The following is a 13454-nucleotide window of genomic DNA, read 5'->3' on the forward strand; positions in this document are numbered from 1 at the left end:
CGTCATGACCCTGCTCGCCGTTGAACGGATGAAGCTGTTCTCCACCCGCTCGCCGTGGTGGTGCTCGCTCATCGCACTGGCGCTGACCGTCGGGTTCGGCGCGCTCATGGCCGGTACGGCCAACACCGAGACGCCGCTGACCGTGGCCGCCACCCAGTTCGGCTACACCTTCGGCCTCGTCGTGATCATGGTGATGGCCGCGCTGGCGATCACCACCGAGTACCGCTTCGGCACCATCCGGGCCACCTTCCTGGCCGTGCCCAACCGCGGCAAGGCGCTGCTGGCCAAGACCGCCGTCGTCGCGATCCTCGCCGGTGTGCTCGGCGAGCTGGCCGCGTTCGGGTCGTGGGGCATCGGCAAGCTCATCAAGCCCGCGTCGGACCTGGCGCTCAACACGCCCTACGAGTGGCGCGCGGTCGCCGGTGTCGGCCTGGTGTACGCCGTCGCCGCGGTCATCGCGGTCGCGGTCGGCGTGCTGGTGCGGCACTCCGCGGGTGCCATCGCCCTGCTGCTGGTCTACGTCCAGCTGGTCGAGAACCTGGTCTCGCTGATCCCCCGGATCGGCAACGACATCCACCGGTGGATGCCCTTCACCATGTCCGCCAAGTTCATCACCGGCGACCCGGACGTGACCCTGCGCAACATCAACGAGGGTCCGCCGCTGGCCGACGCGGGGCTGTCCCCGTGGCCCGCGCTGCTCTACTTCGCCGGGTTCGCCGTGGTCATGATGGTCATCGCGCTGGCCGTCGCGAACCGGAGGGACGCCTGATGACCACGCTGCTGGCCACCGAGCGCATCAAGCTGTTCACCACCCGCTCGCCGTGGTGGTCCATCGTCGCGGCACTCGGGCTCACCATCGGGTTCGCCGGGCTGGTCGCGCTCAACCACAGCGAGGGCCGCCCGCTGCAGGTCGAGCACAGCCAGTTCGGCATCCAGTTCGGGCTCGTGGTCGTGCTGGTGATGGCCGCGCTGGCGGTCACCACGGAGTACCGCTTCTCCACCATCCGCGCCACCTTCCAGGCCGTGCCCAACCGCAGCGCGGTGCTGGTCGCCAAGACCGCCGTCGTGGCGGTGCTGGCCGCGGTCATCGGCGAGATCGCCGCGTTCGGCTCGTGGACGGTCACCCGGGTGATCGCGGGCGGACCGGAGATGGCCATCGCGACCGGCGCCGACGTGCGCATGGTCGCGGGCGTCGGACTGGTCTACGCGCTCGCCGCGGTCATCGCGGTCGCGGTCGGCACACTGGTGCGCCAGTCTGCGGGCGCGATCTCGATCCTGCTGATCTGGCCGCTGCTGGTGGAGAACCTGGTCCAGCTCATCCCGGGGGCGGGCCCGCACATCCACGACTGGATGCCGTTCGTGAACGCGGAGCGGTTCCTGAACCCGCCGGAGTTCACCACGCCGCCGATCGGTCCGTGGGGTTCGCTGGCCTACCTCGCCGGTGTCGCCGCGGCGCTGTTCGCCGCCGCGATGGTGGCGGTCAACCGCCGGGACGCCTAGGCACTACCCACCACCGGTTCGGCCGATCATTCGGGGAACGGCCGGACCCGCACGGGGAATGGGAGCCCGGGTCACCTTTCGGGGGGTGGCCCGGGTTTCCGCGTGTCCGGGGTAAGACGCGCGTCCGGGTTGGCCGATCCGTTCGCGCGCTCGTGGGATGCGTGCGACCATCGGCCGCATGATCGAGGCGTCCGGTCTGACAAAGCACTACGGCCGCACGGTCGCGGTGGACAACCTCTCGTTCACCGTGAGCGAGGGGCGGGTGACCGGGTTCCTGGGGCCCAACGGCGCGGGCAAGTCGACGACCATGCGGATGATCCTCGGCCTCGACCGCCCCACCTCCGGCGACGTCCGCATCGATGGCGAGCACTACCGCGACCTGCGCCAACCGCTGCGCACCGTCGGCGCGCTGCTGGACGCGAAATGGGTGCACCCCAACCGTTCGGCCCGCGCGCACCTGAGCTGGCTGGCCACGTCGAACAAGCTGCCGGGCACCGCGGTGGACGAGGTGCTCGACCTGGTCGGGCTGACCTCGGTGGCGCGCAAGAACGCGGGCGGGTTCTCCCTGGGCATGTCCCAGCGGCTCGGCATCGCCGCCGCACTTCTGGGTGATCCCAAGGTGCTGCTGTTCGACGAGCCGGTCAACGGCCTGGACCCCGAGGGCATCCTCTGGATCCGGCGGTTCATGCACCGGTTGGCCGAAGAGGGGCGCACCGTCTTCGTCTCCAGCCACCTGCTCTCCGAGATGTCGCAGACCGCGCAGGACCTGGTGGTCATCGGCCGCGGCAAGCTGATCTACCAGGGCACCGTCGGCGACTTCATCGCGCACGCCACGGAGAACTCCGTCCTCGTGCGCAGCCCGGAGCTGGGCAGGCTCGCCGAGGTGCTCAGCGCCGAGGGCGCCAAGCTGAGCCAGGACGGCGACGGGTTGCAGGTGTCCGGAATGGACAGTGCGGAGGTCGGCGAGCTGGCCGCGGCGGCGCGGATCACCCTGCACGAGCTGAGCAACCACGCCGGTTCGCTGGAGCAGGCGTTCATCCAGCTGACCGGTGGGACGGTGGAGTACCAGGCCGCCACCGAGGAGGGACCGACCGCATGAGCCTGCTCGCCGCGGAACGGATCAAGCTGTTCAGCACCCGCTCGCCGTGGGCCTGCGGGCTCCTGGCCGTCGCGCTGCCGGTCGGGTTCACCGCGCTGCTGGCCGCGCAGGCGGGCGACCAGATCGACGCCACCGTGGCGAACACCCAGATCACCACCAACCTGGGCCGGGCGGTGGTGCTGGTGCTGGCCGCGCTCGCGGTCACCAGCGAGTACCGCTTCGGCACGATCCGCAGCACGTTCCAGGCCGTGCCGAACCGGGTGACCGCGCTGACCGCGAAGGCGACCGTGGTGGCGGCGGTGACCGCGGTGATCGGCGCGCTCGTCGGCTTCGGCTGCTGGGGCGTGTTCCGGGCCATCCACGCCGGCGCCGACCTGGCGCTCACCGGCGCCGAGGACTGGCGGCCGGTGGCCGGGCAGGCGCTGGTGTTCGCGCTGACCGGCCTGCTCGCGCTCGGCGTGGGCATCCTGGTGCGGCAGACCGCGGGCGCGGTCGCGCTGCTGCTGGTCTACTCGCTGCTGGTGGAGAGCCTGGTCCAGCTCATCCCCAAGATCGGCGACGACATCCAGCGGTGGCTGCCGTTCTTCGCCGCCGACCGGTTCATCGGCGCCACCGGCGACGACGCGGCGAACCGGTCGGACCTGCCGCTGAGCCCGTGGGGCTACCTGGCCTACTTCGCCGCCATCTCGCTGGTCGTGCTGGCCGCCGGGATCGCCACGGCGGCGCGCCGGGACGCGTGAACCACGCTGCGTGAGGTGTCCGGGAAGTCTGGGAAAGGCCCTTCGACCTGGCCGAAGGACTTCCGCCTCTAGTGGCGGCGCGCGCCGTTTCCTACAACAAACTGCGGGATTAAGACCACGTTAAGTAAGTGTGAGACCCCCCACACGTTACGGACTTACCGTCCGTCACGGGGTCAGATGGACCCACAGACCCGTCTCGGAACCCTTGGAGGTGGACCTTGACGGTGATCGACTCCAACGCCGCCCGCAAGCGGCAGACCATCCCGATGCACCGAGGACTGCACGTCGAACCGCTCATCGGACTGGAGTGGTCCGAAGCACTGGAACAGCCGGTGGCGGGCGAGGCCACCGCGCCGGGCGAGGCCCGCCGGGCCTGGGTGCACCGCGCACCGGAGGCCCAGGTCGTCGCCCTCTACCGCGCCGCGTCGGCGGCCGAGCGGGCCCTGCCCGCCCCGTGGTGGCTGCGCGCGGTCGCCGCGGGCGAACTCCCCTCCCGGCGCGAGGGCTTCGCCGTCGAGGACCGGGTGGCCAAGCTGCTGAACGCCCGCCCGGGGTGGGTCTTCGTCCCGTGGGGCGTGGACGGCGACGCGGGCTACTGGGAGTTCATGCCGTCCGAACGCGCGCTGGTCGAACCCGGCATGCCGACCACGTTGGCGCACACGCACCGGCACCCGGGCTGGATCGACGTGGTGGCGGTGCACGCGGGCGGCCCGGCCCCGGCGCCGATCCCGGTGCGGGGACTGCCGGACCTGCGCGCCAACCTGTCCAGGTTGGAGTCGTTAAGACCCTGAGGTCCGGGCGGTGGACCGGGTTCGCGCCTCGGCGGCGGCGCGCCCGCGGTGGGCCGCGCGGAGCGGGAGTGGGCGTCAGCGGGTGAACCGGCAGGTGGCACGCTGTTCGGGTGACTCAGCCGGACCAGCACCCGACCAGCGCCACCGAACCGTTCGACGACCGGCCCCGGCGGACGGTGGTGAGTTTCGTGCACCGCGGTGGCCGGATGACGGTGGGCCAGGCCAAGGCGTGGGAGCGGCGGTGGCCGGAGTTGGGTCGGCAGGTCGGTGACCTGCCCGAGGGGACCCTCGACGCGGATCGGTGGTTCGGGCGGTCGGCGCCGGTGCTGCTGGAGATCGGGTCCGGGATGGGGGAGACCACCTCGCTCCTCGCGCAGGCCGCGCCGGAGGTGAACTACCTGGCGGTCGAGGTGTACGAGCCGGGGTTGGCGCAGCTGATGCTGCGGGCCGAGGCGATGGGGCTGACCAACCTCCGGCTGCTGCGCGGCGACGCCGTCGTCCTGCTGACCGACCACATCGCACCGGGATCGCTGTCCGGGGTCCGGTTGTTCTTCCCAGACCCCTGGCCGAAGAAGAAGCACCACAAGCGCCGCATCGTGCAGCCGTCGTTCGCGGGGCTCGTCGCGTCGCGGTTGGCGCCGGGGGGCACCTTCCACCTGGCGACCGACTGGGAGAACTACGCCGAGCAGATGCTGGCGGTGCTGTCCGGGGAACCGCTGCTGCGCAACCGGTTCGACGGGTGGGCGCCGCGGCCGGAGTGGCGGCCGGTGACCAAGTTCGAGTCCCGCGCCCGCACCGAGGGACGGATCAGTCGTGATCTCATCTTCGAACGAGTGAATGACTGACCGTCGGTGACAGGGGTTCGGCAAGGACCACACGTCCGAGTAGTCGAGGCGCGGGGCTTGAGTACCGATATCCAGTGATGTGACGGCCCTGCGCGATGCCCCCACCCCCGCACCCCCGACCGACCCGGGGCCGCCGTCGCCACGCAACCGCCCCGCCGACTCGCTCTTCACGGCGGCCGAGCGGTTCCTCCAGGTCTTCCACGACGCGCGGCCCAAGGCGGGGCCGTTGGCCGCGCGGCTGGCCAAGGTCCGCGCGGAGGTCGCCGCGACCGGCACCTACCGGCACACCCCCGCCGAACTGGCCTTCGGCGCCCGGGTCGCGCTGCGCGAGAGCGGCTGGTGCCCGGACACGGTGCCGTGGCGCGGTTTGCTGGTGCGCGACCTGCGCGAGGTCCGCGACGCCACGGCGGTGGCCGCCGAGTGCGTGCACCACCTGCGGATGGCCGCGGCGGGCGGCGCGGTCAGACCGGTGGTCAGCGTGTTCGCGCCGGACACGCCGTGGCGGGCGGGACCGCGCATCCGCAACGACCAACTGGTCCGCTACGCCGGTTACCGCGAGGCCGACGGCGTGCTCGGCGACCGCCGCTACGTCGACTTCACCACCGGGGTCTGCCGGTTGGGGTGGCGCCCGCCGGTCGAGCGCGGCCCGTTCGACCTGCTCCCACTGGTCGTGGAGACCGACGACGACGGCGTGCGGCTGTTCCCCATCCCGCGCGAGGCCGTGGTCGAGGTGCGGCTGGCGCACCCGGAGTTCGCCTGGTTCACCGAGCTGGACCTGCGCTGGCACGCGGTCCCGGTGATCAGCAACACCCGCCTGCACATCGGCGGCATCGACTACCCCGCCGCGCCGTACAACGGCATCTACATCTGCCGCGCGATCGGCGAGGACGTGCTCGGCGAGGAAGCCGCGTACGGCAAGGCCACCGCGGTGGCGCGGCGGCTGGGCCTGGACACCAGCAGCGACCGCACGCTCTGGCGCGACCGCGTCGCCCTCGAGCTCAACCGCGCGGTGCTGCACTCCTTCGACGCGGCGGGCGTGCGCATCGAGCACTCGGCCGAGGTCTACGCCCCCGCGACCGAGGCCCCGCACCGCCCCGCCTTCCTCCGCCAGATCCCCGTCAAGCGCTGAGATCCGACACCGGCGGGTGACACCGACCCGCGCCCGGTGCCGGGGCGGTGGGAGGATCGGGCGCATGAGCCTGCGCCTGCGCGCCCCCATCGTGCTGCCGTGCGACCCGACCTGCTCGGTGCTGCGCGACGCGGTCGTCGACGTCGACGCCGGTGGCCGGATCACCCACTGCGGCCCCCGGGCGAGCGCCCCGCCGTCCTCCGCCCCGGTGCGCGAGCTGACCGGCATCCTGCTGCCCGGCCTGGTGAACGCGCACGCGCACAGCCCGATGACGCTGCTGCGCGGCCTCGGCGGCGACCTGCCGCTGGTGCGCTGGCTGACCGAGGTCATCTGGCCAGCCGAGGCGAAGCTGGCCCCGGCCGACATCCACACCGGCATGGTGCTCGGCTCGCTGGAGATGCTGCGCGCGGGCGTGACCACCAGCGCGGAGATGTACTTCCACGGCGAGGAAGTGGTCCGCGCCGTGCTCGACACCGGCGCCCGGCTCGTGCTGGCCCCGGCGGTGATCGACGCCCCCGGGTGGGACTGGCGCGCGCAGCTGGCCGCGACCAGCGCGTGGATCGACGCGGACGGCCTGCGGTTCGGGCCGGGCCAGCGCATCGAGGTCGGCTACGGCCCGCACTCCGGCTACATGCTCTCCCCGGCGGCGCTGGGCGAGGTCGGCGCGGCGGCCCGCGAGCGCGGGGCGCTGGTGCAGGTGCACGTGTCGGAGTCGCTGCCGGAGGACGTGGCGCAGCGCGAGTCGCACGGGTCGATGGCCGCGCTGATGGACCGGGCGGAGCTGTTCGGCGGCCGGGTGCTGGCCGCGCACTCGGTCCACCTGTCCGACGAGGACATCGCGGTGTTCGCCCGGCGCGGTGTCGGCGTCGCGCACTGCCCCGGGTCGAACATGAAGCTGGCGTCCGGCATCGCCCGGGTCGGCGACCTGCGCGCGGCCGGGGTGGCGCTGGGGCTGGGCACCGACGGGCCCGCCAGCAACGACGACCTGGACCTGTGGGAGGACATGCGGTTGGCGGGCCTGCTCAGCCGTGTGTCCACACTGGACTCGACCGCGCTCGGCGCGGCGGACCTGCTGCTGATGGCGACCCGGGGCAGCGCCGCGGCCCTGTCCCGCGACGACATCGGCGTGCTGGCACCGGGCGCTTGGGCCGACCTGGTGCACGTCGGCGTCGACGACCCGGCCTTCGCGGGCGGGCTCGACGTGTCGGACGAGCAGCTGCTGTCGAACCTGGTGTGGGCGGCCGGGTCCCGGACGGTGCGGGACGTGTGGGTCGCCGGGGACGTCGTGGTCAGCGAGGGCGCGCCGGTGCGCGTGTCGTGGGACGAGGCGCTGGGCGCGTCCCGCAAGGCCGTCGCCGGGCTGGTCTGAGCCTCAGCCCACCGGGGCGGGCGCGGTCCGGTTCCGGGATTGCCGCAGCCTGCGCCAGGAGTTGACCCCGGCCAGCAGGGCGCACCCGGCACTCACGCCGAGCAGACCGAACCCGATGCCGCTGAGCAGCCGCTTGCGCTCGAACCACGCGGGCAGCCGGACGTCCGTGGACTGGTCGCAGGTGACGGTGGCGGTTCCGGTGAACCACATCGTCACGGTCTGCTTGTCCCACCGGGCGCCGCGCTCGAACATGCCCTTGTCCTGGAGCAGGAAGAACCGCTCCTCGCCGGAGTCGGTTCGGAGCTTGCACTGGTACTGGCCGTTGCCGTGGGGGTTGAGGCCGAGCAGGTCGCCTTCCTCCACGGTGACCTGGACACCGGCCCGCGTCGCCTCGACCTCGTTGGCGCCCAGCGCCCGGCCCGCGAAGATCGCCGCGCCGTCGACCCACAGCCAGACGGCGCCCACCACGGTGAACGCGACCCACAGGACGAGCCAGCGCAGGACCTTGGGCTTGCGTGTTTTCTCCCCCACGGGCGGAGAAACTAGCGAACCGGGCGGGACCGGATGACCAGTTCCGTCAGATGCGCGTCGTCGGCGGCGAACACGGCGGTCCGGATGGACTCGGCGACCGACTCCGGCCGCAGGTACTTCGCCGGTTCGTAGTCCCCACCCTCGTCGGCGCGGACCACGCGTTGCATGTCCGTGTCGGTGCGACCGGGGAAGACCGAGGTGACCCGGATACCCGCCGCTTCCTCCTCGCCGCGCAGCACGTCGGCGTAGGCGGTGAGGGCGAACTTGCTCGCCGCGTACGGGCCCCACCCGGGGTTGGCGGACTTGCCCGCGCCCGAGTTCACCAGCACCACGCGGCCCCGGGCGGCGCGCAGCGCGGGGAGCAGCAGCCGGGTCAGCTCCGCGACCGCCACGACGTTGATCTCGTAGGTGCTCCGCCACAGGTCCGCCGACGCCGCGGCCAGCGGACCCACCCGCGCCACACCGGCGGAGTGCACCAGGACGTCCAAAGTGGACAATTCGGCCGCCGCGGCGGCCAAGGCCGCGTGGTCGGTCAGCTCGACCGGCCACGGCCGTGCGTCGGGCAGCTCGGCGGCCAGCGCGGCCAGCGCCGCCTCGTCGCGACCACCGAGCAGGAGCGTGTGCGTGTCGGCGAGGGCGCGCGCGGTGGCCGCGCCGATACCTCGGGACGCGCCGGTGATCAGGGCCAGGGGCATGGCCCGAACAGTAGGGCCCGCGCACCCGGTGGGTGCGCGGGCCCTACCCGTCGGTCAGCCGCTCACTCGCCGATGCGGCAGCCGGACTTCCAGATCACCGCGACCGACGGCCGCGGCTGGGCGGTGCCGCCGTCGGGCCAGTGCGCCAGCGGGTTGTCCGCGCTCGCGCCGTCGAGCTCGCCCGGGTGCTGCACCGACACCAGGATGAAGTCGTCCTCGACGACCGGGCCGCAGGTCTCGGCGCCGACCGGCACGGTGAGGAACTGCTTGAGGTAACCGCGGTAGCGGCCGTCGACCGGCACGGCGAACAGGCCGTCGTTGGACCCGAGCGCGTTGCCGTCGGTGGCGATCCACAGGTTGCCGTAGCGGTCGAACGCCACGTTGTCCGGGCACGAGATCGGGCTGACCTGGGTCTTGTCGTACCCGCCGAAGTAGGTGTCCGGCGAGGTCGGGTCACCGCAGACCAGCAGCAGCCGCCAGGCGAAGGTGGTCGCGGTGTGGTCGCCGCGGTTCTCCTCCCACTCCAGGATGTGGCCGTGCTTGTTGCCGACGCGCGGGTTGATCTCCGTCGCGCCTTCCTTGCCCGCCTTGCCGCGGTCGGTGTTGTTGGTCAGCGCGGCGTAGATCCGGCCGTTGACCGGGTTCGGCTGCACGTCCTCGGGGCGGTCCATCTTGGTGGCGCCCACCTTGTCCGCGGCGAGGCGGGTGAAGACGTACACCTCCTCGGCGGTGAAGCCCTCGACGAAGGACTGGTCGCCGGAGACCAGCTTGACCCACTTGCCGGAGCCGTCGAACTGGCCGTCGGCCGGGAGCTTGCCGGTGCCGTCGATCTCCGCGACCGGGCTGTCGCCGGTGAACTGGGCGACGTAGAGGGTGCCCTCGGTCAGCAGCTTCTTGTTGTGCGCGCGGGCCGAGGGGCTGTTGCCCCGGCGGTAGCGCTCCTTGGAGACGAACTTGTAGACGTAGTCGAAGCGCTCGTCGTCACCCATGTAGCAGACGACGCGGCCGTCGCGGGCGACCTGGATGGTGGCGCCCTCGTGCTTGAACCGGCCCAGCGCGGTGTGCTTCACCGGCGCCGCGTTCGGCTCCAGCGGGTCGATCTCCACGACCCAGCCGTGCCGGTTGAACTCGTTCGGGTCCTTGGACAGGTCGAAGCGCGGGTCGAACCGCTCCCACTTGCGGACGCTCTCGCCCTTCGGCGTGCCGTAGCGGGCGATGCGCGGCACGGCCACCGGGTCGGTGACCTTCTCGCCGCCGCCGAAGTAGCCGTTGAAGTTCTCCTCGCCGGAGAGGATGGTGCCCCACGGGGTCACGCCACCGGCGCAGTTGCCGAACGTGCCGAAGACCTTGCGGCCGGTCGGGTCGGCGTTGGTGCGCAGGAACTGGCTGCCCGCGGCCGGGCCGACCACCTGGAACGGCGTGGTGACGGTGATCCGGCGGTTGTACTTGCGGTCGATCCGGGGGACCAGCTTGCCGGTGCGGCGCTCGCGGTCGACGCGGACCACGGAGAAGCCGTGCCCGGCCCAGCCGATCTTGACCTGCTCCTCGGTGGGGTTGGCCGCGCTGTAGCCCTTGAACATGAACGACTCGGTCGTGTACTCGTGGTTCGAGCCCATGAGGTACGAGTCGTGGTCCAGCGGGACCAGGCCGCAGAAGTCGTTGTTGTAGCCGAACTGCTTGGCCTGCGCCGCGGCGGTCTGCTTGTCGAAGTCGAACGCGGGGGCACCCGGCAGCACCGCGTCGCCCCAGCGGATCACGACGGCGTTGTTGTAGCCGGCCGGGGTGACGATCCGGTCCTCGCGGTTGGGCGCGACGGCGTCGAAGTCCAAGCCCTTCGGCCCCTTCGGGCGACCGTGGCCGCCGTGGCCGCCGTGGTCCGGGTGCGCGGCCGCGGTACCCGCGGTGCCCGCGACACCGGCACCGGCGACGGCGAGCACCGCGCCCGCCTTGAGCATGCCGCGCCTGCTCACGATCGAGCGGACGACGTCACCGAAGTAGGCGTTGTCCGAGGTGTTGGGCGCCTCGTGCGCGCACGCGTTCGAGCAGCGGTACTGGCAGGTCACGGCGGACCTGCCGAGCGGGTGGTTCGGCGGCAACAGCGGCAGCGAGATCCGGCCGTCGGTGGTGGACACGGAGCCTCCGGTATCGGACAGCGTGGTCAGTGGGAACGGCGTGACCGTAGGAGCCCGAAACCAGTGAAAGCGGACAACAGGGTTAACAACGACTGAACTCCTCCGGGTACGCCCAGGTCCTCGCGCTGCGCGACCGCGCCGTGACGGCCGGACATGCCGGTGGCCGCCATCCCAACCCGGATGGCGGCCACCGAACGGCGTATTACCCGAAAACCACTGCCCGACTAGCGCTCCACGTCGCCGCGGATGAACGCCTCGACGGCCTCGTACGCGTCGTCGTCGGAGTACTGCTCCGGCGGGGACTTCATGAAGTAGCTCGACGCCGACAGGATCGGCCCGCCGATGCCCCGGTCCAGGGCGATCTTCGCCGCGCGCACCGCGTCGATGATCACGCCCGCGGAGTTGGGCGAGTCCCAGACCTCGAGCTTGTACTCCAGGTTGAGCGGGGTGTCGCCGAACGAGCGGCCCTCGAGCCGCACGTAGGCCCACTTGCGGTCGTCGAGCCACGGCACGTGGTCCGACGGGCCGATGTGCACGTCCGCCTTGGCCATCTCGTGCGGGATCTGCGAGGTGACCGACTGCGTCTTGGAGATCTTCTTGGACTGGAGCCGCTTGCGCTCCAGCATGTTCATGAAGTCCATGTTGCCGCCGAAGTTGAGCTGGTACGTGCGCTGCAACTCGACGCCGCGGTCCTCGAACAGCTTCGCCATGACCCGGTGCGTGATGGTGGCGCCGACCTGCGACTTGATGTCGTCGCCGACGATCGGCACGCCTGCCTCGGTGAACTTCGCCGCCCACTCCGGGTCGGAGGCGATGAACACGGGCAGCGCGTTGACGAACGCCACGCCCGCGTCGATCGCGCACTGCGCGTAGAAGCGGTCCGCCTCCTCCGAGCCGACCGGCAGGTACGAGACCAGCACGTCGACCTCGGCCTCGCGCAGCGCCGCGACGACGTCGACCGGCTCCTCGTCGGACTCGCTGATGATCTCGCGGTAGAACTCGCCGAGACCGTCGTAGGTGTGGCCACGGCCGACGGTGACGCCCAGCGGCGGCACGTCGCAGATCTTGATCGTGTTGTTCTCGCTGGCCACGATCGCCTCGGACAGGTCGCGACCGACCTTCTTCGCGTCGACGTCGAACGCGGCCACGAACTCGATGTCGCGCACGTGGTAGTCGCCGAACTGGACGTGCATCAGCCCCGGCACCCGCGTGGTCGGGTCGGCGTCGCGGTAGTAGTGCACGCCTTGCACCAGCGACGCCGCGCAGTTGCCGACGCCGACGATGGCCACCCGAACAGAGTGGCGGTTCTCGCCCATGCCGGTTCTCCTTCTCGTTTCTCCATCCCCGTTCCGGGACGGGGTACAGGCGCGTCGCCTGCGTGCTGGCGGTCTTTGGCCGTCAATCGGTGGGGTCGGGCTGCTCGCTCTGCTCGTGGGCGATCAGCTCGTTGAGCCAGCGCACCTCGCGCTCGCTGGTCTCCAGGCCCAGGCGGTGCAGCTCCCGGGTGTAGCGGTCGATCTGCTCACCGGCGCGGGTCATCGCCGAGCGCAGGCCCTCCCGGCGCTCCTCGACCCGGCGCCGCCGCCCTTCCAGGATGCGCATCCTGACCTCGGCGGGGGTGCGGGAGAAGAAGGCCAGGTGGACGCCGAAACCCTCGTCGTCCCAGGTCTGCGGACCGGCGTCGGCGAGCAGGGTGGCGAAGTGCTCCTTGCCCTCCGCGGTGAGCTTGTACACCCGCTTGCCGCGCTTGCCCCACGACCGGGTCTCCGCGTCCGGGGTCTCCTCGACGATCCACCCGGACCGCAGCAGCCGCCGCAGCGTGGGGTAGAGCGAGCCGTAGGAGAACGTCCGCAGGGTCCCGAGCAGGTCGTGCAGGCGCTTGCGCAGCTCGTAGCCGTGCATCGGGGCCTCGTGGAGCAGCCCGAGGATCGCGAACTCGAGCACGGGCACACCCCCTCAACTTCGGGCACGCTGTGAGCTGACCTACTGGACGCTTATATCGTGCCGATACATCGCAAGGGTGGCCAAGCCGAGATCGTGTGTCAATCACCACGTGAACCGGCCGACCGGCGCCGACGCCCGCCCAGGACCGGATCCGCCCCGGTCAGCGGGCACGCAGGTCACGAATGGGATCGATCAGGCATGTCGGCGGCCGGAATCGGCTCGCCCCCGTGGTAACGCCGCCGCGTAGGCTGTCGGCGTGCGAACGCAGCGGCAGGTGGTCGACTACGCGTTGCAGCGCCGGTCGCTGCTCGCCGAGGTCTACTCGGGTCGGGTCGGCACCAGCGAGGTGTGCGACGCCAACCCCTACCTGCTGCGCGCCGCGAAGTTCCACGGCAAGCCGACGGACGTCACCTGCCCGGTGTGCCGCAAGGAGCACCTCACCCAGGTCAGCTGGGTCTACGGCGACGAGCTCAAGCACGCCTCCGGCTCGGCCCGCGCCGAGGAGGAGCTGGCCAAGATGGCGACGGTGTTCGAGGAGTTCACCGTCTACACCGTCGAGGTCTGCCGGACATGTTCGTGGAACCACCTGGTGCAGTCATACGTCCTGGGGACCGGGGGCGTTCGCACGCCCAAAACCCGCAGGAGAACGGCAGCCGAGTGACGTGCAAGGTGACCACGG

Annotated in this window: 14 protein-coding genes; 9 read left to right on the forward strand and 5 right to left on the reverse strand. The window is 71.6% G+C overall.

Annotated elements, in window-relative coordinates; genetic code table 11:
• Positions 1–4: 4 nt before the first annotated feature.
• From V5P93_RS37010 to V5P93_RS37045, 8 genes are all read left to right on the forward strand, one after another.
• Positions 5–769 carry an ABC transporter permease gene (locus V5P93_RS37010; protein WP_104479287.1) on the forward strand — a complete coding sequence of 255 codons (765 nt, stop codon included), beginning with the start codon at positions 5–7 and terminating at the stop codon, positions 767–769.
• The gene (locus V5P93_RS37015; protein WP_104479288.1) at positions 769–1500 is read left to right on the forward strand and encodes an ABC transporter permease; all 732 of its coding nucleotides are present in this window, start codon (positions 769–771) and stop codon (positions 1498–1500) included. The genes V5P93_RS37010 and V5P93_RS37015 overlap by 1 nt, the downstream gene beginning before the upstream one ends.
• A gap of 178 nt (positions 1501–1678) precedes the next feature.
• Positions 1679–2599: an ABC transporter ATP-binding protein gene (locus tag V5P93_RS37020; protein ID WP_104479450.1), complete on the forward strand. Its 921-nt coding sequence runs from the start codon at positions 1679–1681 to the stop codon at positions 2597–2599.
• Positions 2596–3339 carry a hypothetical protein gene (locus tag V5P93_RS37025; RefSeq protein WP_104479289.1) on the forward strand — a complete coding sequence of 248 codons (744 nt, stop codon included), beginning with the start codon at positions 2596–2598 and terminating at the stop codon, positions 3337–3339. Before V5P93_RS37020 ends, V5P93_RS37025 begins: the two co-directional genes overlap by 4 nt.
• A gap of 266 nt (positions 3340–3605) precedes the next feature.
• Positions 3606–4130: a hypothetical protein gene (locus V5P93_RS37030; RefSeq protein WP_104479451.1), complete on the forward strand. Its 525-nt coding sequence runs from the start codon at positions 3606–3608 to the stop codon at positions 4128–4130.
• Between the two features lie 206 nt (positions 4131–4336).
• Complete coding sequence (gene trmB / locus V5P93_RS37035; RefSeq protein ID WP_219823982.1) at positions 4337–4975, forward strand: tRNA (guanosine(46)-N7)-methyltransferase TrmB; 639 nt, start codon at positions 4337–4339, stop codon at positions 4973–4975.
• Between the two features lie 79 nt (positions 4976–5054).
• Positions 5055–6104: a nitric oxide synthase oxygenase gene (locus tag V5P93_RS37040; protein ID WP_181043489.1), complete on the forward strand. Its 1050-nt coding sequence runs from the start codon at positions 5055–5057 to the stop codon at positions 6102–6104.
• A gap of 64 nt (positions 6105–6168) precedes the next feature.
• The gene (locus tag V5P93_RS37045) at positions 6169–7473 is read left to right on the forward strand and encodes an amidohydrolase family protein (RefSeq protein ID WP_104479291.1); all 1305 of its coding nucleotides are present in this window, start codon (positions 6169–6171) and stop codon (positions 7471–7473) included.
• A gap of 3 nt (positions 7474–7476) precedes the next feature.
• On the opposite strand, the gene V5P93_RS37050 is transcribed toward V5P93_RS37045, so the two are convergent.
• The 5 genes from V5P93_RS37050 to V5P93_RS37070 form a co-directional block, all read right to left on the reverse strand.
• The gene (locus tag V5P93_RS37050) at positions 7477–8004 is read right to left on the reverse strand and encodes a hypothetical protein (RefSeq protein ID WP_104479292.1); all 528 of its coding nucleotides are present in this window, start codon (positions 8002–8004) and stop codon (positions 7477–7479) included.
• Between the two features lie 11 nt (positions 8005–8015).
• Positions 8016–8699, reverse strand: coding sequence for an SDR family oxidoreductase (locus V5P93_RS37055; protein WP_104479293.1), 684 nt, complete (start codon positions 8697–8699; stop codon positions 8016–8018).
• Positions 8700–8761: 62 nt separating this feature from the next.
• Complete coding sequence (locus V5P93_RS37060) at positions 8762–10831, reverse strand: PhoX family phosphatase (protein ID WP_104479294.1); 2070 nt, start codon at positions 10829–10831, stop codon at positions 8762–8764.
• Between the two features lie 224 nt (positions 10832–11055).
• A complete protein-coding gene (locus tag V5P93_RS37065) occupies positions 11056–12147 on the reverse strand; it encodes an inositol-3-phosphate synthase (RefSeq protein ID WP_104479295.1) in 1092 nt (363 codons plus the stop codon).
• 82 nt (positions 12148–12229) lie between these two features.
• On the reverse strand, positions 12230–12775 hold the full coding sequence (locus V5P93_RS37070; protein WP_104479453.1) for a PadR family transcriptional regulator: 546 nt from the start codon (positions 12773–12775) through the stop codon (positions 12230–12232).
• A gap of 256 nt (positions 12776–13031) precedes the next feature.
• On the opposite strand from V5P93_RS37070, the gene V5P93_RS37075 reads away from it, so the two are divergent.
• Positions 13032–13436: a DUF5318 domain-containing protein gene (locus V5P93_RS37075; RefSeq protein WP_104479296.1), complete on the forward strand. Its 405-nt coding sequence runs from the start codon at positions 13032–13034 to the stop codon at positions 13434–13436.
• Positions 13437–13454: the final 18 nt, after the last annotated feature.

The sequence above is a fragment of the Actinokineospora auranticolor genome, assembly GCF_041897805.1.
In the GTDB taxonomy this organism is placed as follows: Bacteria; Actinomycetota; Actinomycetes; order Mycobacteriales; family Pseudonocardiaceae; genus Actinokineospora; species Actinokineospora auranticolor.

What these genes read in the sequence shown, in the direction of transcription:
- V5P93_RS37010 (WP_104479287.1), top strand. Translation starts at nt 5, where the DNA reads ATGACCCTGCTCGCCGTTGAACGGATGAAGCTGTTCTCCACCCGCTCG.
- V5P93_RS37015 (WP_104479288.1), top strand. Translation starts at nt 769, where the DNA reads ATGACCACGCTGCTGGCCACCGAGCGCATCAAGCTGTTCACCACCCGC.
- V5P93_RS37020 (WP_104479450.1), top strand. Translation starts at nt 1,679, where the DNA reads ATGATCGAGGCGTCCGGTCTGACAAAGCACTACGGCCGCACGGTCGCG.
- V5P93_RS37025 (WP_104479289.1), top strand. Translation starts at nt 2,596, where the DNA reads ATGAGCCTGCTCGCCGCGGAACGGATCAAGCTGTTCAGCACCCGCTCG.
- V5P93_RS37030 (WP_104479451.1), top strand. Translation starts at nt 3,606, where the DNA reads ATGCACCGAGGACTGCACGTCGAACCGCTCATCGGACTGGAGTGGTCC.
- trmB (WP_219823982.1), top strand. Translation starts at nt 4,337, where the DNA reads ATGACGGTGGGCCAGGCCAAGGCGTGGGAGCGGCGGTGGCCGGAGTTG.
- V5P93_RS37045 (WP_104479291.1), top strand. Translation starts at nt 6,169, where the DNA reads ATGAGCCTGCGCCTGCGCGCCCCCATCGTGCTGCCGTGCGACCCGACC.
- V5P93_RS37055 (WP_104479293.1), bottom strand. Translation starts at nt 8,699, where the DNA reads ATGCCCCTGGCCCTGATCACCGGCGCGTCCCGAGGTATCGGCGCGGCC.
- V5P93_RS37065 (WP_104479295.1), bottom strand. Translation starts at nt 12,147, where the DNA reads ATGGGCGAGAACCGCCACTCTGTTCGGGTGGCCATCGTCGGCGTCGGC.